Raw genomic sequence first — 22,182 nt, 5'->3', positions numbered from 1 at the left:
AGATTAAATCAGTCTCACGCCCTACAGTATGTATTGGAAAATTTATGTAAACTAGATTCAACTACAGGCGGAGGAGGAATGGCTATGGGGTTTTGGTATTTCTTGATGCTATTGATCGGTGGAGGGCTCGTGATTCGCGGTCTATTCAAAAAGAACACGAACGGACTGATGCGGTTCGGCACACTCATCATCGGAGGTCTGTTAATCGCCCTCGGCTTGTTCATGTTCCAAGATGGCAGTGATGCGATTGTGGCGGATTTGTTTAACTTGTGGTGACGATGAACCAAACAAAAACACTTTCTGCGCGCAGAAAGTGTTTTTCATTAGAACGATAGAATTAACGGGGTCCTATCATTAAGAATCTCCCCGTTTTTAGCGACATAGTCGACATGAACTTCCGCATGGCGTAACATGTCACTCTCTTGTAGCGCCGTCATCCAAGTACGGACGAGTGCCTCATCCCCTGACACTGGCTCCCGATGAATCGTCACTAAGATTGTCGGTACGACGTCGGCTGTTTTATAGGCGAGCGGGTTCGCCGCCGAAACATCGAGTTCTCGCACGGCTACTTCATCGTAAAAAACATCGAACGTGACGTCGCGACCAAACGCCGTCATGACCGAATCCTCGATGACATCCGTCACGTCATCTTCCCATTTCGATGCCAGGAACGTGTCGACGACCTCCCCTGTCGTCTCGTCCGCGTAGACAAAGAACTCGGTCCCTGTCACGGAATCAACTGCAGTCGCTGCATATTCGAATGGGAAATTGCCCATGTTGTCGAACGTGACCTCTGTCATCAATTCGGCATTTTTAAAACGCTCCGCTACGTACGGTTCAGCGAGTTTGATTGCTTTAGCTTCTTCATCCGGATCGGACTGCATCGACTGATTGAACGCAAAAACAAGTCCTCCTATCCCGACGACAAGCACTCCGATCACAATTAATGCCCATTTCCAAAAGCGCTTCACACCAATACCTCCTCTAAACCGTCTATGTACCACCAAAAAAAGTATCTCAGCTTCTTTCTATCAGTGTATCAGACAATTTATGGAAGGGTTTATTTTATTCAAAGGTATAGTTTTAAGGGTAATGAGTTTCTAGTTTTCTAAGCTCCCGAATTTTTGAACATCACCTATCCCACAAATCTATCCCTTCGGTGCCCAATTGGCTTCAAACCCGTTCTGTACCGCATACTCGTACAGGTGAATCAATTTCGTCTCTTTGTATGTCCCCATCTGCTCTGCCACTCGCAATTCATCATTTCTTTCCACGAGTGCATAAAGATAATCCACCTTCGCCATCCGATTATTCTTGCTGGTGTTGCAACTCGGGCATGCCAATACAAAGTTCCATAATACATCGTTCTGCATATACGACCACGGAATGAAGTGATCGACGTGAGTCTGTCTCAACGGTTTTATGCAATAAAAACAGACGGAATGACCGTGACTCAGTAAAATCTGCTTGAACTCATCGAGCGATTGCCGGGACGAGACAAACTCGAGTTTGCTCAAAATTTGCTCCATCGCATCACGTGTATTGTATTTCTCTAAAAAGACAGCGAGTTGGTAGTTCGTGACGTTCATCAGTACCCGCTTGTACTTCTCAAAAAAGACGATATAACCAGGCACGAGTTTGACCCACTCTTCTTTCCGGTTGAATGAATAGACGGTCCCCTCGAACGAAGCATAGAACGAGCCGTACACATACTTCTTATAGAACTGATTCACGTTCCGAATCAATTGTTGTTGCTGAGAAACAGGCAGACGGTCAAAGTTCCATGTGGACGGAATCTCATGTGTCGCTTGGAATGTAAGCATCATTTTCTCGACCGAACTCAATTTTCCGAGTTGATTCACTTGTCGTAAGCCGTGCGTCACAATCAAATTCCAATACATCTTCGTCACATGTCTCGCAATTTGCTGGAACGTCAATATACCAGAATCACTCAGTTCGGTCGTACATTCGAGCAACGCCTTCATGAGCATATGCTTGTACGTCGTCGTATGTGTCGCGTTCATTAAAAATTGTTGTGTATAGCGCCATAAGTCAGTTTCTGTTAAGTAGACGTCTTTTGCCTCAGCAACACTCAAATCCCACCCCAATGACCTCACCCCCCACTCATTCGTCACATCATCGATTATAACGAATGAGGAACAAAAACGGATAAAGGTGAATCAAACAGGAGCCGAAAACTCTTTTTTGATTTGTTCTATATCGATATTTGTTTTTTCATGAATATAACGAACTAACTTATCATACTGTTCAACAGTATTTAGCTTTTTAAATTTCTCAACATCGCCTTCAAAGTCTTTAAAGTACTCACTTTGATATTCAGGATTGTTAAAGAGCTTTAGATATTCCATATAATCTTTTACGGTCATCTGGCTCACGATTTGAGAAAGGATTGCATCCCACTCTTTTATCCGACTCTCATGAAGCTGTTTTTTGATGACGCTGTCCTGCGCCTGTTCGAATTTGATTTGTTGAATGCATTGCTCCACTTCCAGCTTATACTGGAACAGTTCATCTCGATTTTGAGTGTTTAACGAGGGAACAACCTCTGCTAAATAATATTGGTATCTCTTCTTTCGAGGATGCATAATTTTGTCTTTTGGTTTTTTAGGGTTCGATTCTTTATTCGAGCGATTTTTGAGTCGTTCCGTTACACCAAATGCACCAATTGCTCCAACAATTTCTTTTTTATGTTCAAGTGCAAACTTTCCTACTGCCGGACCATACTTCTTGACTCCATTTATAATTAATTCCGTAGATTTTTTTGACATGAGGATTCCTCCTATGATAGTTATGTACATTTTAATGGTGATTTTTTAAAAACAGCTCATAATTTATATTCAACAAAGTAATATTCAATCCTTTGATTCCGTTCAAAAACCCAAATAATGGTGTCGTCCATTCAAGTTATCCATTCACAAAGAAAGGATTATTGAGCAAACACTCAATAATCCTTTTACTATAATGCTTCCTTATCCTTGACCAGATTGCTTCTTCCCATTTTGCTTCTGCAAATATGCTTCTCGAAGCTGATTGATCTTATCTTTTTTATTCGACACAGCTGGCTTCTTACCGTCTTGATACTTGGCAGCAGCCACTTTACTTTTCGTATCCAATTGATATTTCCCCATTTGATTCACCTGCTTTCATTTCATTGTGGTTGACCTACTCCGTTAACATCAAAAGACCTTCTAATCTCAATGAAATTAGAAGGTCTTCATTAAAAATCATTGATTGCAGTCGTTGTAGACTGCTTAAAAATGGAGACGGCGGGAGTCGAACCCGCGTCCGAAGGCATCGTAACTTCCAAATAATTTAAATGGAGGTTTACATTTCAAGGTTTACTCAAAAGGGAGTCCTACAAATTTATGAACTCGGTTCAAAGACCTTCTTTCAAGAATTATACCTTAATATTCATAGTAATAATATAAGAAACTGTTTAACAATCCCTTATTCAAGGTGTTATAAACTAATACCATCTTAAACAACCAAATTCGTAATTATTTATTTTATAGTTGAGGGATTTTACAACTGGACTCAATTGTTTTAGCATTAGTTAAAGTAGCTTAGCACTTCAACTTACATACAAAGTATGACTAACGATATTGAAGCTATTCTTATATCTCACTTTCACGATATTTTATCATTTTAAAGATTGCTTCATACATATTAACGTCACTAGCATTTTCAGCATATCTATACTTATCAGTTTCGTTTAGTTCTTGCCACTCTGGCAAAGTCGAAGCATCAATACCTTTAAAATTTAATAATTGTTCAGGAGTAAACTCTACAATATTGATTTCAATGGTTTGGATTTCTTTATCCAAGTCTATCTCAATTGGTTCTGAGAAACTATAACTTACTAATCTTAGTATCAAGTTAAAAAGAACATTTGACACGTTTTCGTAAAGTTTTAAGCAGTTTTCATTTTCTGTTAAAGGATAATAAATTTCTCTTCCATCTTCAATCATTGAAAAGCTAAACTTTGATAGATTCGCATGTGCTAACAAATTTCGTAGTTTTCTTATACTATTATTCTTATCATTAAGAAATCTATATTCTATCTCAGTAATTACCTTTTGAGTTCTAAGTTCGTTAATCACATTCATAAAACTCGCTTCATAGTTTTTTGTTCTATCTTTAAAAATATTTTCTGTGAGATTGAATAGAAAAATCAATGCTACGAAACCATTCCCAGATTTTCCCCCTGCTATTTGATCACAGTATGAAAGTAAGTTCCCATGATATCTAGAATGAAGCCATACCTTTTCAATAACTTCTCCTTTTGAATATAAATAGCCCTCCATAAATCACCCTTCTATATAAAGAGAATAATTCTTATACTTTCTATTAAGATTCAAAGAACTCTTATTCATAATTTTTCATTGCATTTCGAACTTTATTTTTCCAATTACCCGTGTGTGTGACTCTTTCAAAATTCCTATTTTCACTATTAAGAAGTTCTGTTCTACTCATCTTACTAAGTTCCTCCCACTCTTCAAAAAGAATGTATATAGCATTACCATAACTCGCACTCTCTAGTACAACTAAGTTTTCAGTTATTTGAGCCCCAAAATATGAACTAAAGCTATTTGTTCCCGAGATATATCGTATAGGTTTCAGTTCTTCAAAAAACTCCATACGATCAGAATAAATATCTATAATTTTTTTTAACGGGTTTCTATGCTTGCTAATCAATCGTTGTATATTCTTTTCAAAATTCTTTTGACCGGGAGGAAAAATTTCCCACTCTACTTGTAATGTTTCTATGTAATCTTTATCTGTAGCTTCTTTTGTAAATACATCACAATGACCAGTATTCTCCATAAGAAGATTACATTGGTACAATAATTTATCCATAAATTTTTCATCGTTTTTTAAAAGATGTACATCTATTGAAAACTTAAAATCAAAGGCTTCTTCTTTTTCTCCTAATAAGTTTATTTTGATTGTATAGTTTTGGGGTAACCAATATTCTTTAGGGAAGACAAGAATCGTTCTAGTTACATCAACAGACCCTTTTCCCCAATCCCCAAAAATAGGGACAGTGTTTGTAAAAGATTTTGGAACTTTAGGTAAGCCTTTTTTTGTAATAGTTCGACCGTTAGCATTATAGTTTGAATATCTACCAACAGAGGGATTTGGAAAAACCTCATCCTCATATGAAAGTTCACCATCATATGAGATCAACAAGTGTTTGTATTTACCTTGAATAATTTCATCTTTTGTAATTTCTATTACTGTAGCTACTATTACTGATTCGGACTGCATTTCCTCAATTTTTCTTATGATTTTTTCAGGTACTTTTCGTACATTCTTTTTCCACGGCATTTTCATTTATATTCCCTCCAAAATTAGTGTACGTATTGATAATTACTTTAAATCTCTTTTATAAATTTAATAATTACATTATTTCTAATTCATTCTCGTTTTAATTATATCCTATTTTTACTTTTAAATGTATCTTATACCCTTTTAGAAAGTTAATTATTCGATATGGAAATTCTTTAGGAATATGCATGTATGTAAAAAGAGAAACCCTTTGGGTTCCTCCTAGAAATTTTAGTACACTCAATTATTTGTTTTCATGAAATTCTTTATGCCATTCAAAATAACTCTTGGTGTCACTTGTCCAATAGCTACATTGCTTCCCTTCTATTGCCGATACTAGTTCTTCTATTCTAGTGGTAAGAGTGAGACTATTATTTTTTAACTTTTTGAATTTCCCGGCTTCAACTCCAATATAACCGTCCTCAAACATTACATCACATCCATATTTACACATGGGCATAACAATTCTAGTATCTAGCTTTTCTTCTACATTACAAAACTTTCTCTTTTTGATGTGGGCTGCATAAAGTTGGGTTACAGGATAGTCGAAACCACAACAAGCACACTTTTCGAACAACCTTTTTCCAAATAACTTATTCCTAAGATATCTTTGTTCAACTCGACCTTTACTATTTGTTGAAGTATCTAATGAACCTTCAATATTAAGCCGAACTGCTTCTTCAAATTCATTTGCACTAACTTCTACAAAAGGATTAGTATTTTCGATATCTAAAAAATCAAGTGCAGCTTGACTTTGCTTTTCTTTTAACACTCTAACTCCAAACAAGGGATAGTCATAGTTTGAACTCATCTTCTCAATATCGATAACTTCATTCATCATGATATTTGAAATGTTTATTGATTCAATCCAACCTATAAAATAGATGTTTTTAAACTCTAACGTACCCCAAAGATCTTCAGACAATTTTTCACTAACAGCTTTAAAAGTGACAACACCTTTGGCGAAGTAATTTTTGGATTTATTGAATAAGACTACATCGCCTACTTGCATATCTTTATAACTAACTTTAGTACGCTTAGTGTCTGTTATTCCCCAAACTTGAGGTGAAACACCATTGTAAATTTCTTTAAGTTTCTTAACTTCTTCTTTAGTCAACCTTTTTTCTATTAAGTTAAATGGTACTGATTTTTCAATTGTTTTTTTATAGTTAGATTCATCGATGGGTTGAAGAATCACACAAGAAGTACGTGCTAAAGGATTCGTTGTTGCTGAAGACCCTTTAAGAACATCTTTAATATCGGATTGATTCTCAATCATTTTAATAACACCTCCGCTACTTCACTAAAACTTCTACCTTGGTGTCTACTTAAATATTCTAAAATTGTCATATAACCACTCCTAATTAGTATAATTTTATTTTTAAAACCACTATAATTACATCTTATACCAAATTATTATTTTTTTACAATATTGAAAAAAATAATTGTTATATTTTATAATTTAAACTTAAAATTTTACGGAGTATTATATTATGCGGAATTTTCTTACGTTAAAAAGCACAAAATGAAATTGAATAATGAACTTTAAAAATAAGGTTTACCTCCACTAAAGAGTATCTTTGGCTAGAGAAGTGATTCGAAGTAAATCAACTAATTTCCTCCAACAAATAATAAAAACCGCTTATGTCACTAAAAGATATAAGAATAATTTTTTCTTCACATTAAGAATTTATAGTAACTCAATAATCTTTTCTGATACGTACATTTTAAACTAGTAAGTTGGATAACATATCCTTACTTGTTTTCTTTTAGTGGAATAAAGAAGGTTAATTAAATCATTTGATTCAGTGTTAGAATGCAAAGTATGTTCGCATATCTTTTATTGACTTAAAAATCTATAAATCATTATTACAAAAAGTTTCTAGATCACTGCTTATATATTCTTGATAACGGATGGAGGATAGGACACCACCTATCCCCCTTGTGTACCCTTCCTACTTCTGTATAATCTTTCTTTTTAAATACTATTATTCTTTTTGACTACGATTCTCTATATCAGAAGTCAATTTAATCTGATATTACTCTTCTTAATCTTTGCCAACGCTTATATTACTATCGGTCTTTTTAATCTGTCGTATTTCTTTCAGCGTTTATTTCCTTATTTATTTCTACAGTATCCTAATGATGGTTCATTAAACTGTTTAGTTCTTTTCTTCATAGAAACACCAATCAGTGATAATCGAAAATACTAGTTGTGATCAGCTTAAAGGTGCATTTTATAGATATGGTTTTCTTAACTATGAATAAATTTAAAGTAGAAAAATGTAACAAAATACATATAAAGTTACATTCATTTCTTTTAAAATGAAGCATTCTTCATATATCCATGATATATTTAAATCAGATTAAAAAATGTTACATTCAAAACACCTAAAATAAAGGGGTTAGAAACCATGAAAAGCGAAAAGCAACTAGAGATAAAAGACGTACAACCAATTCGATCAAAGGAAAAAATAGAAGATATGAAATGGTCTCTAAAAAAATGGTGTAGTGAACGAGACTATATCATGTTTCTTTTAGGTATTAACACGGGGTTGTGTATTAGCGATATATTGAAACTAAAGATCAATGATGTAAAAGGGAAAAAATCGTTCATTATTTTCGAAGGTAAGACGAAGAAAAAGAGGACTGTTTACTTAAATGGCATCTATGATGAATTAAATTCTTACATTAAAACATTAGAAGAAACTGAATGGCTGTTCCCAAGTCGCAAAGGCAATCAACCTATTAGTCGTATTCAGGCATATCGACAACTTAATAAAGCTTCATACATGGTAGACATTCCTGATGGGATTGGTACACACACGCTAAGGAAAACATATGGTTACTGGCACTACAAACAGTTTAAGGACATTGCAGAACTACAACTAATTCTTAATCACTCGCATCCTAGAATCACTTTAAAATATATAGGCATCACTGATGAACAGATTGAGAATAACCTTAAGAATTTCTGTCTATGATTTTTCCCAAATTGAATAAAGCTAGCGGTCATTCAATATCTCTCTATTCACTTTAAGAGATAAATTAGACTGCTAGCTTTTTTTATACCTTAGCTTGCTAAAACTTTTCGATTCTTTCCGTTCTGTAATGCAATTTTATGATCCTTTGATAAAACACGCTTTCGCTTAAAAAAACTACTGTTAAAAAGGTAATCTGGCACTGACAACTTGATACTAGAAGGTTTATCTTCATAGACTGTAAGCACCTCTAGATTCTCCTTCTGTAGAAGCGGATTATTGAGTAAGCGTTTGATATGTGATGGCACACAAGTATAAATTGACCATGTAGACGTTACTGGATCAAAATTTATAGTAGTTTCTTGTTCCCATTTAGAAATCTTCATTGTCACTACTTTCTTCATTCCATATTCTTTAATACCATTTGATGATTCATTTTCTAATTTCTTCAACATTATTTCTTCCTCCTAAATGTATGTCACAAAGTTGATTTAGAATTTTATTCGTCTTATCACTCATTGTGCATAGTTTTATTTAATAAACTAATTACTCTTAGATGTTGTTGAAACTCAGTGTTGGTACTATGCCATTTATAAGCTATTTAAAGAGAAGTCGTATGCACTAACTCCCTTTTACAAATAAAAATAACGAACAAATTTGCATAATATATTTCGCTTATATACTCGGCATTCGCCTCGTGTGAGGGAAAATCGCCCTCACTTAATAGGACAAATAGACAATCTCTTAAGTTGTCTAAGTAACATGGAGAGGGATAACGTTTTTTAAGTTATCCCTTGTAGTGTTGCTTAGGGTATATCTTTACTCCTTGTTATCTTTCTTATAAGGAAAAATCCTTGAAATCCAGTCGTACCAATGCTTTTCAGCCCTCTTTACTAAGTTTAAACAGTAGTGGATTTTCATTTGAACCTTCAAGATAGCCCTCAAGTAAACTTCTCATTCTCTCAGATGGAATATACACATCGATTGGTTCTCCTTTTCTCACTCTACTTCTAAACAGCCATTGCAATAGTTCTGATAAGGCAAACAGATCTTCATCGACAGTTATACCTTTTGAAGCAAAAAACTGTTTTGTGACAGGATTCATATAACGATTAGCTATATAGATACAAACGGACTTATCCGCATAATCGTTTGTAGCCCTAGCATTTACTGAAACAAATTCTTTTTTCAAACCTATCGGTGACACCTTAGTCCGAAATTCTTTGAATGTTGTCCACATTACTTGATCAGATTTAACTTGTACTTTGTTTCGATAGAAGTTGTACGCATTGTTTTTAAGGATTTTTCGGGTTGTATTCCTCCGTGTCAAATCTTTTAAATTACTTTTACTTAAGGCATATCTCCCTTCACCCATACGGTTCAAATCAATCTTGTCGGATGATTTAGAGTAATGGATTTTAATCAAATCTTTTAAATGTGTTCTATCCTCAGTTTGCAATTCCACATAATCTACTAATGTGTATTTGCCATTAAGATTAGAAACTGAACGGTACTCATAAGTCAGATTAAACAAATCATAATAATACTTCTGAATCTGTCCACTAAACATATAAGTCATAATAAACACTTCATCGAATCCCTTAAAAGCTTCAATCGGAAATAGCCAGTACATAGCAACGTTATTGAAAAGCATTAAGTTACCCGCTTTAGCCACGTTACGAATATTTGTGAAGTTTCCTTCCGAATAAGTTTCGTCATTCCAACGTACAAATCCGTTTTCGTTGACTGTGATTATACTCTCCCCTCTTTTATTTTTTGCGGATAAAAGAACTTTCAAGTCATCACTTGATAACTTCACTGGTTCTAATACATCCATGACTTCGTCTAAAATTAACGTATAGCCTTGAAGCTGAATCAGAGTAATCAATTCTTTATCCATTCTCTGAAACAGTGCGTGTGTTGAGACAATATCTTTTCCTTCAGTAATTAGTTTTTTCAAAGATTCGAGTTTAGTGCCATCTTTAGTATTCTCTGGTTGTACAAAATCTCTGCTTAGAGAACCTATGACCCGTTCAATTTCTGATTTAAAAGGCGTAATATAAATAAACCTGTTACTTGAAGAAGCTTCATCCATATGTTGAATCGCCCAACTGGTCTTTCCACTTCCCATAATAGAATTCACTACTGTGATCTTCGTTTTCTTTCTACAAATTGTTTTCATCTAAAAATCTCCTAAAAGTTTTTATTTGTAACGGTGTGTTACAAAGTAGTACTAGCAAAGGTAGTTACTTTTAGGACAAGTTAGCGAAATTTATTTTGAGAAGAAGAAATTTAAATCCGCAAAATAAAAAAGCACTTAATTAACTAACAATTAAGCACTTAAAAAAAATCTCTATACATCAAACCTTTTATAAATAATTTCTTAAGTCCGTCGCAACTTCCTCTACATCTAAATCTAGGTATTGGGTCGTGACAGCTAAATCAGAATGCCCTAATGCTTTACTGATAAGAGTTACACTCGCACCTTTCTTCAAAAGATTCTTTGCAAAACCTCTTCTGATAGCATGTGCATTGATGTTCTTTAAATTGTATCGTTTAGAATACTTGTGTAGTTGCTTAGATACAGCACAGTTAGACGACTTCGTATTGTTCATAGGATGCCCATTTTGAGTGATAAATACATGAGTGTTCTCTACCTCAAAGTGATCGCGAATTCCGTTATTAAGTTGAACCAATACTCTTAAGATCATAGCAATTTCTTCAGTTATCGGTAACTTCAAAAATTTATGGTTTTTAAGCGTAGAACCGTCTAAATTTAAGCAAAGATTTTCGAAGTCAATGTGTCTTTCCCTTAACTCTCCAAGGGTACGAATACGAATCCCTGTAGCATACATTAGACGGACAGCGGTTGCATCACGAAAACCAATAAAAGTGCTTTGATCAATCAATGACAGCAAGGTTACGATATCAGTTTCTTCCGCACCTTGCTTTACTTCCTTATCAATTTTGATATGGATGTTACTCCAAAACTTCTCATGAATCCATCCATTATCAAAGAATTTACTCAACACTGCTTTCAAAGTCTTGAGTCTTATCAATTTCGTATTAGCTGAAACATTTAATGAATCCAAATAATGATATATGGAATCAATAGAAATATCTTCTACGAATTTTATAGAACTAGTTTCTTTAAATTGATTAAATACGTATTTGTAACTCTCAATAGTACGGGGGCGGTTCCCGCTAATTCTCATTTGTTGATAAACCGTATCAAGTGCTTCCTCAATCTTTGGTGAATCTTTCTGTATAGCAACTTTATTGATTGATACTGGAACAATCAAACTTTCATCTACAGCAAATACCCCGTGCTTTCTACTCTTGAACATAAAAAAGTCCTCCAACTCATCATTTGAATTAGAAGATTTAAGAACAAAGTTGAATAAATATGTAGGGATGCAAAAAGGGATATTCAACAAGAGTTTAACTCCCGTTCAATACCCCTAATGTCGTAAAACCTTGATATAGCTACGTTTCCAGCCATTTCATAAATGGAGACGGCGGGAGTCGAACCCGCGTCCGAAGGCATCGTAACGTATGCTTCTACGTGTGTAGTTTATCTATTGAATCTCAATGTGACACTGCCGATAAACAGGCGTTGTCGCATCCAGTCTGATTCATCTCTTCTTCGCGCCCTCAGACGGCGAGGTTGAAGCGTAGCTTGCTTAGTTTGAGACCCTGATAATCATCCACACAAGCGATGGATGTCAGGATCCGCAGGGCACTTAGGCTGCTGCGAGTTGTGTGTTAGTTTTGCCAGTTATAGGCGTTTGCGTTTTAACGAGGCCGACCCCTCGACACGCCACATACGACCGACCTACCCCCGTCGAATCCATAACGTCCCCGAGGTGGTAATTGGTACTACAACAACTATACCACAATCAGGTCTCGCTGTCAGTATTTTTGCCGGTCCCGGAGTGCCCGGTCGACATCGCGCTTCGCATCTTTCTTCTTCAAGTCGTCGCGCTTGTCATACTTCTTCTTCCCGCGCCCGATGCCGAGGAGACATTTGGCGAAGCCGTTCTTCAAATACACTTTGAGCGGGATGATCGTATACCCGTCACGGCCTTGCGCGCCGATGAGCTGATTGATTTGCTTCTTATGCAACAATAGCTTTCGGACACGGAGCGGCTCATGGTTGAACCGGTTCCCTTGCTCGAACGGGCTGATATGACAGTTGTGAAGCGTCGCCTCGCCACCGTCAAAGCGCACATACGCATCGGCGATGTTGATTTTTGACTGGCGCACCGATTTAATTTCGGTCCCCGTCAACACCATACCGGCTTCAATCGTATCTTCGATCGCATAATCGAAGGACGCTTTTCGGTTTTGTGCGAGCGCGTTCGAATCTTTCTTCTTGGCCATAGACATTCAGTCCTTTACTTCAATATAGAGGAGGGGTCGCCCCCTCCCGTCAGCGACGTTTCTTCGCTCCGCGTTTCGCGTCGCCTGTTCGTTTTTGACCGTCTTTCTTTTTCAAGTCGAGTGCCGAACGTCCTTGCGACGACTTCGGCTTCTCGCCTGGTTTAGACGGTTTCCCGGCTTGGCCAGGTTTCCCTGGTTTGCCTGGTTTGCCCGGCTTGCCACGTTTCGGACGTTTGTCATCGCGACCGCGTCCCCCACGCTTGTCATCTTTCTTCGGACGACCTTCCGTCGCTTTAATCGTCGTCGGTTGGCGACGGCGCGACTGTTCCCGTTTCGGCATGCCGACGACGGTGAAGTCGATCGTGCGCTCGTCCAAGTTGACGGCGTCGACCTTGACGCGCACCGCGTCACCGATCCGGAACTGACGTTTCGTCCGCTCGCCGAGCAACATGAGCTGCGACTCGTCGAAGTGGTAGTAGTCATCCATCGACTGGAGACGAACGAGCCCTTCAATCGTGTTCGGAAGCTCGATGAACATCCCGAAGTTCGTGACACCGCTGACGACACCGTCGAACTCTTCACCGAGACGTGATTCCATGTACTCGGCTTTCTTCAAGGCTTGCGTCTCGCGCTCGGCATCGACCGAACGACGCTCGCGTTTCGACGCCTGTTCGGCAATCGAGTCGAGACGGTCCTCGTACTTGGCAATCGTCTTCTCTGACACGTCGCCGTTGAAGACGTACGTGCGCATGAGACGGTGGACGATCAAGTCCGGGTAACGACGGATCGGCGATGTGAAGTGCGTATAGAAATCGGTCGCGAGGCCAAAGTGACCGAGCGAGACATCATCGTACTTCGCCTGTTGCATCGAGCGGAGCATGATCGTGCTGATGACCGGCTCTTCCGGTTCACCTGAGATTGCCTTCAAAATCTTCTGCAGCGTCTTCGGTTCGACCTTTTGGCCTTTGAACCGCTCGATGTGCACGCCGAAGTTCGCGACGAAGTCGAAGAAGAAATCGAGCTTGTCCGGTTTCGGGTTATCGTGGACACGATAGATGAACGGCACGTCCATCTTGTGGAAGTGTTCGGCGACCGTCTCGTTGGCCGCGAGCATGAACTCTTCAATCAACTTCTCGGCGACCGAGCGTGGACGTAAGACGATGTCGGCCGGTTTGCCTTCCTCATCGACGACGACTTTCGCCTCGGCGAAGTCGAAGTTGATGGCACCGCGCGAGTTGCGGCGCTTACGGAGCACTTCCGCAAGTTCGGCCATGAGGTCGAATAACGGGATGTACGGCTCGTACCGTTCGAGCGTCGCTTCGTCATCACGTTCGATGATTTCACGGACGTTCGTATACGTCATCCGCTCCGTCGTCTTGATGACACTCGGGAACAGCTCGTGGTGGACGACCTTCCCGTTTTGCGGGGAGATCTCCATGACACAGCTGAGCGTCAACCGGTTGACGTGCGGGTTGAGTGAACAAATCCCGTTCGAGAGACGGTGCGGCAACATCGGGATGACGCGGTCGACGAGATACACACTCGTCCCCCGTTCGAACGCCTCGACGTCGAGCGGTGACCCTTCCGTCACGTAGTGTGACACGTCAGCGATATGGACGCCGAGCTCATAGTTGCCGTTGTCGAGTTTTTTGACATGGACGGCATCGTCCAAGTCTTTCGCGTCTTCGCCATCGATTGTGAAAATCGTCTCGTTACGAAGATCGACGCGGCCCATGAAGTCTTTCTCGTCGGCCTCGTCCGGTACAGCGTTCGCCTGATCGATGACATCTTCCGGGAACTCCGTCGGGATGCCGTGCTTATAGACGATCGACAGAATGTCGACGCCTGGGTCGTTCTTGTGTCCGATGATGCGGACGACGTCACACGCTCCGGCGAAACGTCCGTCCGGATATTTCGTGATGCGGACGACGACTTTATGGCCATCGACGGCACCGAGCGATTTGTCCGGGTTGACGACCGGCCAGAAGTTGATGCGCTTGTCATCCGGCTCGATGAAGGCGAACTGGTCGAGGCGTCCGCTCGGGAGCGTATACGTCCCGACGAACTCCGACAAGCCGCGCTTCAAGACTTTGAGGAGCACGCCCTCGGTCTTGCCGCGGTTGTCCTCACGTTTTTTGACGAGAATCGTGTCCCCGTGGTAGACGTCTTTCAATTGGTCGGGCGGAAGGAACACGTCCTCCGTCTCCCCTTCGACCGATAAGAAGCCGAAGCCGCGTTGGTGAATCGAGATGATTCCCGCTGCTTGGCCGAGCACGGCGAGCGTCCCGTAACGGTTCGTCCGTGTGCGGCCGATTAAGCCCTCTTCTTCGAGGGTATTCAAGGTGCGGATGAGCTCTTTAAAGGCATCCGTCGACTCGAGCGCAAGACGCTCAGTCAACTGGTCCACTGTCAGTGCTTTATCACTGGCTTGGATCATTTCTAGTAGTTGGTCACGTAAATTCAACGTGACACCTCCTTTTTCAAACTGACCAGTCTAACGTTTCGAGAAAATCGAGCACGTCCTGGTGCAGTTTCTCTTTTTCTTTATCGAGCGTGATCACGTGTCCCGACTCCTCATACATGAGCAGTTCTTTTTGGAACGCGTTAATCGCCTCGTAAATTTCGTGTGCAGATTCAGGATCGACCATTTGATCTTTCGCCCCTTGGACGACGAGCGCCGGGACGAAAATATCTTCGAGCTTTGTCGTCGTGTCACGGACGAAGGCACGGAGGTCCTTGAGCGTCGGCATCGGTTTGAAGTCCGCCATCTCCTGTTCGATCTGTTCAGGTGATTTGTCTTCTCGAGATTTATATTCTCGAGCGTAGGCTTTGACTCCTTTGTATAACCGGTCCTCGGCATCGATTCCGGTCGGGGCGCACATCGGGATGACGCCTTTGACGTTCTCCTGTGAAGCGAGGCGAAGCGACATGACGCCGCCGAGCGAGAGGCCACAGACGGCAATCTCCTCATAGCCTTTCTCTTTCAACGACTGGTAGGCGTTCAAGACGTCCTCCCACCAGTCCGCCGGTCCGTATTGAAGCAATTCTTCAGGCGGGACGGCATGGCCCCGGTACTGGGGACCCATACACGTATAGCCTTCTTTTTGCAGGAAACGACCGAGCATGCGGACATCCGCGCTCGATCCGGTAAAGCCATGTAACATCAACACGGCACGTGGTCCGCCTTCGAAGAAGAACGGTTTCGGTGCTGTAATCTTCATTGCTAACGTCATCTCCTCATACAATCCATTATTCCCAAAAAATAATTGAAAAAAACAAAAGCCGACCGCCTCACGTAAAAATCGAGAACGATCAGCCTTTCATCATAATGATGCGACTAGTAATCCTAAAATGAAAAACAATGTGCCTAGTACAGCTGCAGTTCGGTTCAAAACAGCGTCGAAGCCGCGCGCTTTCTGGCGGCCGAACAACTGCTCCGCGCCACCTGCAATCGCCCCAAGACCTTGCGACCGACCTGACATGAGCAGTACGACGACAATCAATAAAACAGCCACGACGAGTAGGCTGATTGTAGCGATCGTTTGCATAGTAGTCAGTTCCTCCTTCTTTTTACACGCTTCTTATTATATAGAAGTTGGCATCAAAACACCAGCTTTCAAATTATCGGGACGGGTAGCTAAACCCTTCCCCGATGACCTCTTTCACTTGGTGGATGACGACGAAGGCACGGGGGTCTGTCACTTCGACGATTTTCTTGAGTGGACCGACTTGGCGCTTGTCGACGATCATATAGAGCATGTTCTTATCTTGCTTCGTATAGTAGCCGTGACCGTGGATAATCGTCGCCGAGCGGCCGAGCGTCTCCGTCAACACGACGGCGAGCTCTTCTTGCTTGTCACTGATGATGGTGACGGCCTTGCGGATGTTGAGCCCTTCAGCGACGAGGTCGATGACCCACGAGCCGATGATGATGGCGATCAACGTATAGAGCACGACCTGTTCCCCGAGGATGAAGCCTGACGCCCCGACGACGATGGCATCGATGATGAACATCGACACAGCGACGCTCATATGCAAATATCTCTCCATGAGACGGGCGATGATGACCCCGCCCCCGGTCGTCCCGCCGACGCGGAGCACCATACCGATGCCGACACCGATCATGATCCCGGCGTAGACGGCCGCGAGCAGTTTGTCCTCGGCCGGGCTGCCCCAGTCATGGGTCAAGCTGAGGAAGAATGACGTCGCGATGACGGCGACGACCGAGTAGACCATCGTCCGGCGGTCGAGCAGCTTATAGCCGACGATGAATAAAATCCCATTCCCGATAATCGACGTGACCCCGAGGTCCCAGCCGAACATGTAATACAGGATGATGGTGACCCCGAGCAGGCCGCCTTCCGAGAAATCGTTCGGGACGGTGAAGTAGTTCACCCCGAACGACAGAATGAATGAGCCGGCGACGATCCAGGCGATATCCTTCAAGGAAATCGATTGGAGCTTCTTCCAGACTTGTTGACGCAATAGGTGTTGTTGTTGACGTTTCATTGGTTGTCCCCCTTCCATATAAAAAAGACCGCGGCACAAAGCCGCAGTCTAAGTCTTACTGTTGAACTGGCTTTGGCGCACCGTCTTTCATAATCGGCAACTTGCGGTCCACGACGTTCGTGTAGACGTTCAAGAGTGCCTCTTTTTCCAAATCCCAGTTATATTGCTCACGCGCCGTCTTCGTGTTTTCTTTGACACGGGCGTAGAGTGCTTGGTCGTCGAGCAGGCGGTTGACGCCTTCGGCGATTGATTGTGGGTCGTGCGAATCGACGACGACACCGACATCGTTGCCGGCGACGACCCGTTCGATTTCCGGGAAGTCACATGACACGACCGGTACTTCGGCCATCAAATATTCGAACAGCTTGTTCGATGACGCCGAGTAGTGGTTGAAGCAGACGTTGTTCAACACTTGGAAACCAAGATACGCGTTCATCGTATAATACGGTAACGCCTCGACCGGTACTTTGTCAATCATCTTGACGCGGTCGCTGACGCCCTCGTCCTCGATCATCTGTTTAATCACCGGCTTCAGTTTCCCGTCCCCGATCATGACGAGCGTGCCTTCCTTGAAGTCCTTGACGGCGAGGATGAGCTGCTCGAGTCCGCGGCCGGCTTGGATGCCGCCTTGATACAAGAGAATCTTTTCATCCTTCGGCAAGTCGAGGAGCGCATGCAAGTCTTTGCGGAGCGTGAAGTCGAGCGGACGATAGAACGGATAGTTGTGGAGCACGTACGGATAGAAGCCGTAGAGTTCCTCGTTGTGCGCCGCGCGCGTGTGGTTCTCGACCATCATCGAGTCGACGTACGGCAAGAGCCAGCCTTCGAGGTTACTTTGGATATAGCCGTAACCGGTCCGGTCCGTCTGGACTTCGTGCGAATCGTAGACGATTTTGCCTTTGTTGACGAGTTTCCCGGCAATCAACGCCTGCGGGAGCGTATTCAAGTCGTTGGCGTGATAGAAATCGTACGACTTCTTCGTCGAAGTGAACACCATCTCGAGCATCGCGCTCGCGTTGACGATGTTTTTACGCACCGGCGGGAACAAAATCGCACCCGCTGCCACACCGAGTCCAATCATCGTCAGTGGTGCGAGGACGAGCAGTCCCGCGCCGACGAGTCCGGCACCGAGTTGACGCGTCTTCTTCGCGCTGACCCATGTGCGGACCGACTTGAGCGCCTTCATCCCGTTGGCGAGAATCGACGGCTGCCGTTTGACGCGAATGACGCGGAAGCCTTCCGGACGCATCTCTTCTTTCGGGAGCGACGGATTTTTCGGGTCTTGGAGCGCGATCAAATCGACTTCATAGCCCGCTTCGGCGAGTGCCGAGCATTCGCGCAAGACGCGCGCATCATTCGTAAAATGATTCCATACAAACATACATACTGACTTCATCGTGTTTCCTCCATCGTTACTTTTTCTACCACGCCTTCGAGGACGTGTATATTGTTTTCCCAGCACAGATTGTCTTTCACATAACGGATCCCGTTGACGCCGTACTTCTCACGCAAGTCAGGACGTTCGAGCAGTTTCCGGAGCATGAGCTCGATTTCGTTGATGTCACGCTTCCGTGACACGTAACCGACCTCGGCCGCTTCGATGACATTCGCCGCATGGCCTGACACCGCCGCGACGATCGGTTTGCCGACCGCCATATAATCGATCAGTTTGCCCGGGATGACCGTATCGAACACTTCTTGCTCGATCAGGCTGACGAACGCGACGTCCGCGTTCTTGATGGCTTGGAACGCTTCCGTCCGAGGCATCGCCTCGAGGAACAGGAAGTTCTTGAAACCGCGGGCTTTAATCATGTCTTTCAACTCGTTCTTCCGGTACCCGTAGCCGATCAATTTGAAATGGACGCGCGGCTCGTCACGGAACCGCTCCGCGAGTTCGAGCAAGAGCGATACGTCTTGGGCTAGGCCCATGTTCCCGGCGTACAGAATCTCCATCCGGTCGTCCTCGGGGACGGTCCGCTCGAGGTTGCGCTCGCTCTCGCGAATCGAGTTCGGCATGTAATGAATCATGTCGTTGTCGACGCCACGTTGGCGCAAATAGCTACGGAACCCTTCCGAGTTGATGATGATTTCATCGGCCGCCTTATACAACCGCTTCTCAAACCAAAACGCCGGGGCGAGCATCCAGTCGTGTTTGAACACGCCGACGCCTTTCACCGACTCCGGCCACAGGTCACGGACGTCCAAGATGAACGGGACGCCATACTTCCGTTTCGCATACACACCGACGAACGCCATAAAAAAAGACGGGGTCGTCGCAAAGACGACATCCGGTTTCGAGTCGAGCTTTTGGACGGCGGCTACGCCTTTAATCATCTGTTCCAAAAACAAAGCGAGCCGGCTCACCATGTTCGAAGTATGCTTGCGCTTCTTCGTAATGAGACGCTTGATGAACGGTTGGTTGTTGAGCGCCTTGTCGTTCCAGAAGCGGTCGTCTTTATACAAGTTGAAGTTCGGATACGACGGGGCGGCCGTGATGACCTCCACCTCGTAGCCACGTTCTTTCATGAGATGCGTAATATTTTGCATCCGGTTACCGGCACTGCCGATCTCCGGATAATAGTTTTGACAGACCATTAACATTGTTTTCAAAAATAACACACCTTACTGTTGTTCGAGTTCGTCCACGAAGCGCTTCAAGAGCGTGTGGACGTTGGCTTTTAAATCTGGGTCGCAGAGCGCATGGGCAATCGTCGCTTCGATGAAGCCGATCGGTTCCCCAACGTCATAGCGACGCCCGTCAAATTCATAGGCGAAGACGGTCTCCACCTCGTTCAAGCGGGCGATGGCGTCCGTCAGTTGGATCTCGCCGCCCGTCCCGATTTCTTGCGCCGACAACGCCTCGAAGACGTCCGGCGTCAAAATGTAGCGACCGAGGATGGCGAGGTTCGATGGGGCTTCTCCGACGGCCGGTTTCTCAACGAACGTCCGGACCGGGATGAGCTTCCCTTCGACGGCAAGCGGGTCAATTATACCATATCGATTCGTCATTTCATACGGGACGCGCTGTACCCCGATAATCGAACGTTCATACTGCTCGTACTGGTCGATCAATTGCTTCGTCGCCGGCACGTCCGCCTCGATGATGTCGTCCCCGAGCAGGACGGCGAACGGTTCGTCGCCGATGAACTTGCGGGCACACCAAATCGCGTGACCGAGCCCTTTCGGCTCCTGTTGCCGTATGTAGTGGATGTTGGCGAGATTCGACGAGTGGCGCACCGACTCGAGGAGCTCGGTCTTACCTTTTGACTCGAGGTTCTGTTCAAGCTCGATGGCCCGGTCGAAATGGTCCTCGATGGCGCGCTTGTTCTTCCCGGTCACGATGATGATGTCCTCGATGCCGGAAGCGACGGCTTCTTCCACGATGAATTGAATCGTCGGTTTGTTGACGATCGGGAGCATCTCTTTCGGCATCGCTTTCGTCGCCGGCAAGAAGCGGGTGCCGAGCCCGGCGGCCGGGATGATGGCTTTCCGTACGCGTGTCATGGACGTCTCTCCTTTTTATATGCTGTATCTGATTATACCCAATTTTCCAGCGTTCACGCACACAAAAAAACGGCCGTGACATACGTCACGACCATTTCCGGTCGTCCATATACTTGTACAGGAACCAACCGCCGACACCGAGCGCGATGAGAAGAAGGAAAAAGCCGCTGAACATCATGACGAACGCCTCCTTTCACCTACACTAGTCTATTCCCGGAATGAGCACTCGACAAGCGTCCGTCGTGAACTACTCACCACTTGCTTGCTTCGTAACCTGAAGTGGGAGCTTCTTGGGAAGACCGTGCTTTGACCAGCCACGGTTATGAGCCAAGCTCGTCGGGCAGTCCCTGCCCTGAGGTGTTTCGGTCGGCGAGGCGCAACAGGTTGAGGCTCGCGTTGACGTCGCGGTCGTGGTGCGCGCCGCACGCGGCACATGTCCACTCCCGAGTTTGTAAGTCCTTCTTGCCGCCGTTCTCGCCGCAGGCCGAACAGACCTGGGTCGAGGCGAACCACGGGTCGGCCTTGATCAGCGTCCGTCCGTAGAATTTACATTTATATTCGAGTTGGCGGACGAACTCGCCCCACCCGGCGTCCCCGATCGATTTCGCCAGGCGGCGGTCCTGCATCATCTCCCTCGGTTTCAGCGTCTCGACCACGACGACTTGGTTCTCGTCGACGATGCGTCGCGACAGCTTGTGGAGGAAGTCGTGCCGTCGGTTCCTGACCTGCTCGTGTCTCTTCGCGAGGAGGAGCCGGGCCTTCTCGCGGTTCTTGCTGCCCGGCTTCTTGCGGGCGAGCGCGCGCTGCGCCCGTTTCAGCCGTGCCTCGGCCTGTCGCAGGTTGCGCGGGTTGGGGATCTTCTCCGTGACGAGGCCGTCGTTCGTCATGGTGGCGAAGTGTTCCAGCCCGAGGTCGATCCCGACCTTGTGCTCGGCCGGGACCCACGGCTCGTCGTCCTGTTCGACGAGGAGCGACACGAAGAACCTCCCCGTCCTCGTCATCGACACGGTCGCCGACCGGATCTCCCCGTCGAAGCCGCGATGCTGTGTGAACCGGATGAACCCGACCTTCGGCAGACGGACTTTTCCCGCCTCGATACGGACCGTGCCGTGCTGGTTGTTCGTCGTGTAGGACGCGCGCGCCTTCCGTCTCGACTTGAACACCGGGAAGCCGGCCGTCCCGGCGAAGAACTTCGCGAACGCCGCGTCGAGGTGCAGCTTCGCGTTCGCGAGCGCGAGGCTGTCCGCCTCGCACAGGAACGGGAACAGCGGCTTGTAGGAGGCCGGTGTCGGCGGTTTCCGCCTCGGCCCGCCGCCCGCCTTCGCCTCCTCGTGGATCTTGATGCGGTCCTCGAGCAGCTTGTTGTAGATGAAGCGGGCACAGCCGATCGTCTTGATCAGGAACTCGGCCTGTGCCGCGGTCGGGTGGAGCCGGTATTTGTAGCCCTTCAGCATAT

Annotated in this window: 21 protein-coding genes and 1 other RNA gene; 2 read left to right on the top strand and 20 right to left on the bottom strand. The window is 44.5% G+C overall.

Features of this window, described 5'->3' with window-relative positions:
• Positions 1–84: 84 nt before the first annotated feature.
• Positions 85–276 (top strand): hypothetical protein, encoded by a 192-nt coding sequence (locus KNO58_RS02840; protein ID WP_214751775.1) that lies wholly within the window; start codon positions 85–87, stop codon positions 274–276.
• A gap of 47 nt (positions 277–323) precedes the next feature.
• Here KNO58_RS02840 and KNO58_RS02835 read toward each other — a convergent pair whose 3' ends face one another.
• From KNO58_RS02835 to KNO58_RS02805, 7 genes are all read right to left on the bottom strand, one after another.
• Positions 324–971: a hypothetical protein gene (locus KNO58_RS02835; RefSeq protein WP_214751774.1), complete on the bottom strand. Its 648-nt coding sequence runs from the start codon at positions 969–971 to the stop codon at positions 324–326.
• 177 nt (positions 972–1,148) lie between these two features.
• On the bottom strand, positions 1,149–2,108 hold the full coding sequence (locus KNO58_RS02830) for an HNH endonuclease signature motif containing protein (protein WP_214751773.1): 960 nt from the start codon (positions 2,106–2,108) through the stop codon (positions 1,149–1,151).
• Between the two features lie 72 nt (positions 2,109–2,180).
• Entirely contained in the window at positions 2,181–2,789 is a 609-nt protein-coding gene (locus KNO58_RS02825; protein ID WP_214751772.1) for a hypothetical protein, read from the bottom strand.
• 201 nt (positions 2,790–2,990) lie between these two features.
• A complete protein-coding gene (locus KNO58_RS02820; protein WP_214751771.1) occupies positions 2,991–3,149 on the bottom strand; it encodes an alcohol dehydrogenase in 159 nt (52 codons plus the stop codon).
• A gap of 486 nt (positions 3,150–3,635) precedes the next feature.
• Positions 3,636–4,325: a hypothetical protein gene (locus KNO58_RS02815; RefSeq protein WP_214751770.1), complete on the bottom strand. Its 690-nt coding sequence runs from the start codon at positions 4,323–4,325 to the stop codon at positions 3,636–3,638.
• 61 nt (positions 4,326–4,386) lie between these two features.
• Positions 4,387–5,355, bottom strand: a complete 969-nt coding sequence (locus tag KNO58_RS02810; protein ID WP_214751769.1) for a hypothetical protein — start codon at positions 5,353–5,355, stop codon at positions 4,387–4,389.
• Positions 5,356–5,593: 238 nt separating this feature from the next.
• Positions 5,594–6,628 carry a hypothetical protein gene (locus tag KNO58_RS02805; RefSeq protein ID WP_214751768.1) on the bottom strand — a complete coding sequence of 345 codons (1,035 nt, stop codon included), beginning with the start codon at positions 6,626–6,628 and terminating at the stop codon, positions 5,594–5,596.
• A 1,135-nt stretch (positions 6,629–7,763) separates the two neighbouring features.
• On the opposite strand from KNO58_RS02805, the gene KNO58_RS02800 reads away from it, so the two are divergent.
• Positions 7,764–8,333: a tyrosine-type recombinase/integrase gene (locus KNO58_RS02800; protein WP_214751767.1), complete on the top strand. Its 570-nt coding sequence runs from the start codon at positions 7,764–7,766 to the stop codon at positions 8,331–8,333.
• Between the two features lie 89 nt (positions 8,334–8,422).
• Here KNO58_RS02800 and KNO58_RS02795 read toward each other — a convergent pair whose 3' ends face one another.
• From KNO58_RS02795 to KNO58_RS02735, 13 genes are all read right to left on the bottom strand, one after another.
• Positions 8,423–8,785 (bottom strand): hypothetical protein, encoded by a 363-nt coding sequence (locus tag KNO58_RS02795; protein ID WP_214751766.1) that lies wholly within the window; start codon positions 8,783–8,785, stop codon positions 8,423–8,425.
• Positions 8,786–9,210: 425 nt separating this feature from the next.
• Positions 9,211–10,512: a DEAD/DEAH box helicase family protein gene (locus tag KNO58_RS02790; protein ID WP_214751765.1), complete on the bottom strand. Its 1,302-nt coding sequence runs from the start codon at positions 10,510–10,512 to the stop codon at positions 9,211–9,213.
• 187 nt (positions 10,513–10,699) lie between these two features.
• Positions 10,700–11,677: a tyrosine-type recombinase/integrase gene (locus KNO58_RS02785; protein WP_214751764.1), complete on the bottom strand. Its 978-nt coding sequence runs from the start codon at positions 11,675–11,677 to the stop codon at positions 10,700–10,702.
• A gap of 160 nt (positions 11,678–11,837) precedes the next feature.
• Positions 11,838–12,193: a transfer-messenger RNA gene (gene ssrA / locus KNO58_RS02780) on the bottom strand.
• A 49-nt stretch (positions 12,194–12,242) separates the two neighbouring features.
• Complete coding sequence (gene smpB, locus KNO58_RS02775) at positions 12,243–12,713, bottom strand: SsrA-binding protein SmpB (protein ID WP_029595066.1); 471 nt, start codon at positions 12,711–12,713, stop codon at positions 12,243–12,245.
• A 49-nt stretch (positions 12,714–12,762) separates the two neighbouring features.
• A complete protein-coding gene (gene rnr / locus KNO58_RS02770) occupies positions 12,763–15,177 on the bottom strand; it encodes a ribonuclease R (RefSeq protein ID WP_214751763.1) in 2,415 nt (804 codons plus the stop codon).
• 16 nt (positions 15,178–15,193) lie between these two features.
• Positions 15,194–15,934 (bottom strand): alpha/beta hydrolase, encoded by a 741-nt coding sequence (locus tag KNO58_RS02765; RefSeq protein ID WP_138859079.1) that lies wholly within the window; start codon positions 15,932–15,934, stop codon positions 15,194–15,196.
• 102 nt (positions 15,935–16,036) lie between these two features.
• Complete coding sequence (secG, locus tag KNO58_RS02760) at positions 16,037–16,261, bottom strand: preprotein translocase subunit SecG (protein ID WP_012726902.1); 225 nt, start codon at positions 16,259–16,261, stop codon at positions 16,037–16,039.
• Between the two features lie 73 nt (positions 16,262–16,334).
• A complete protein-coding gene (locus KNO58_RS02755; protein ID WP_131472337.1) occupies positions 16,335–17,222 on the bottom strand; it encodes a YitT family protein in 888 nt (295 codons plus the stop codon).
• A gap of 55 nt (positions 17,223–17,277) precedes the next feature.
• On the bottom strand, positions 17,278–18,618 hold the full coding sequence (locus tag KNO58_RS02750) for a glycosyltransferase (RefSeq protein ID WP_214751762.1): 1,341 nt from the start codon (positions 18,616–18,618) through the stop codon (positions 17,278–17,280).
• Positions 18,615–19,823 (bottom strand): glycosyltransferase family 4 protein, encoded by a 1,209-nt coding sequence (locus KNO58_RS02745; protein WP_251026058.1) that lies wholly within the window; start codon positions 19,821–19,823, stop codon positions 18,615–18,617. Before KNO58_RS02745 ends, KNO58_RS02750 begins: the two co-directional genes overlap by 4 nt.
• A gap of 21 nt (positions 19,824–19,844) precedes the next feature.
• On the bottom strand, positions 19,845–20,726 hold the full coding sequence (galU, locus tag KNO58_RS02740) for a UTP--glucose-1-phosphate uridylyltransferase GalU (RefSeq protein ID WP_021065453.1): 882 nt from the start codon (positions 20,724–20,726) through the stop codon (positions 19,845–19,847).
• A gap of 320 nt (positions 20,727–21,046) precedes the next feature.
• Entirely contained in the window at positions 21,047–22,180 is a 1,134-nt protein-coding gene (locus KNO58_RS02735; protein WP_214751760.1) for an RNA-guided endonuclease TnpB family protein, read from the bottom strand.
• Positions 22,181–22,182: the final 2 nt, after the last annotated feature.

Origin of the sequence: Exiguobacterium sp. J17977 (genome assembly GCF_018616375.1) — a bacterium.
Lineage (GTDB): Bacteria > Bacillota > Bacilli > Exiguobacteriales > Exiguobacteriaceae > Exiguobacterium > Exiguobacterium mexicanum.
Note: the sequence above shows the minus strand (reverse complement) of the source record. Positions and strands in the feature narration are given on the sequence as shown.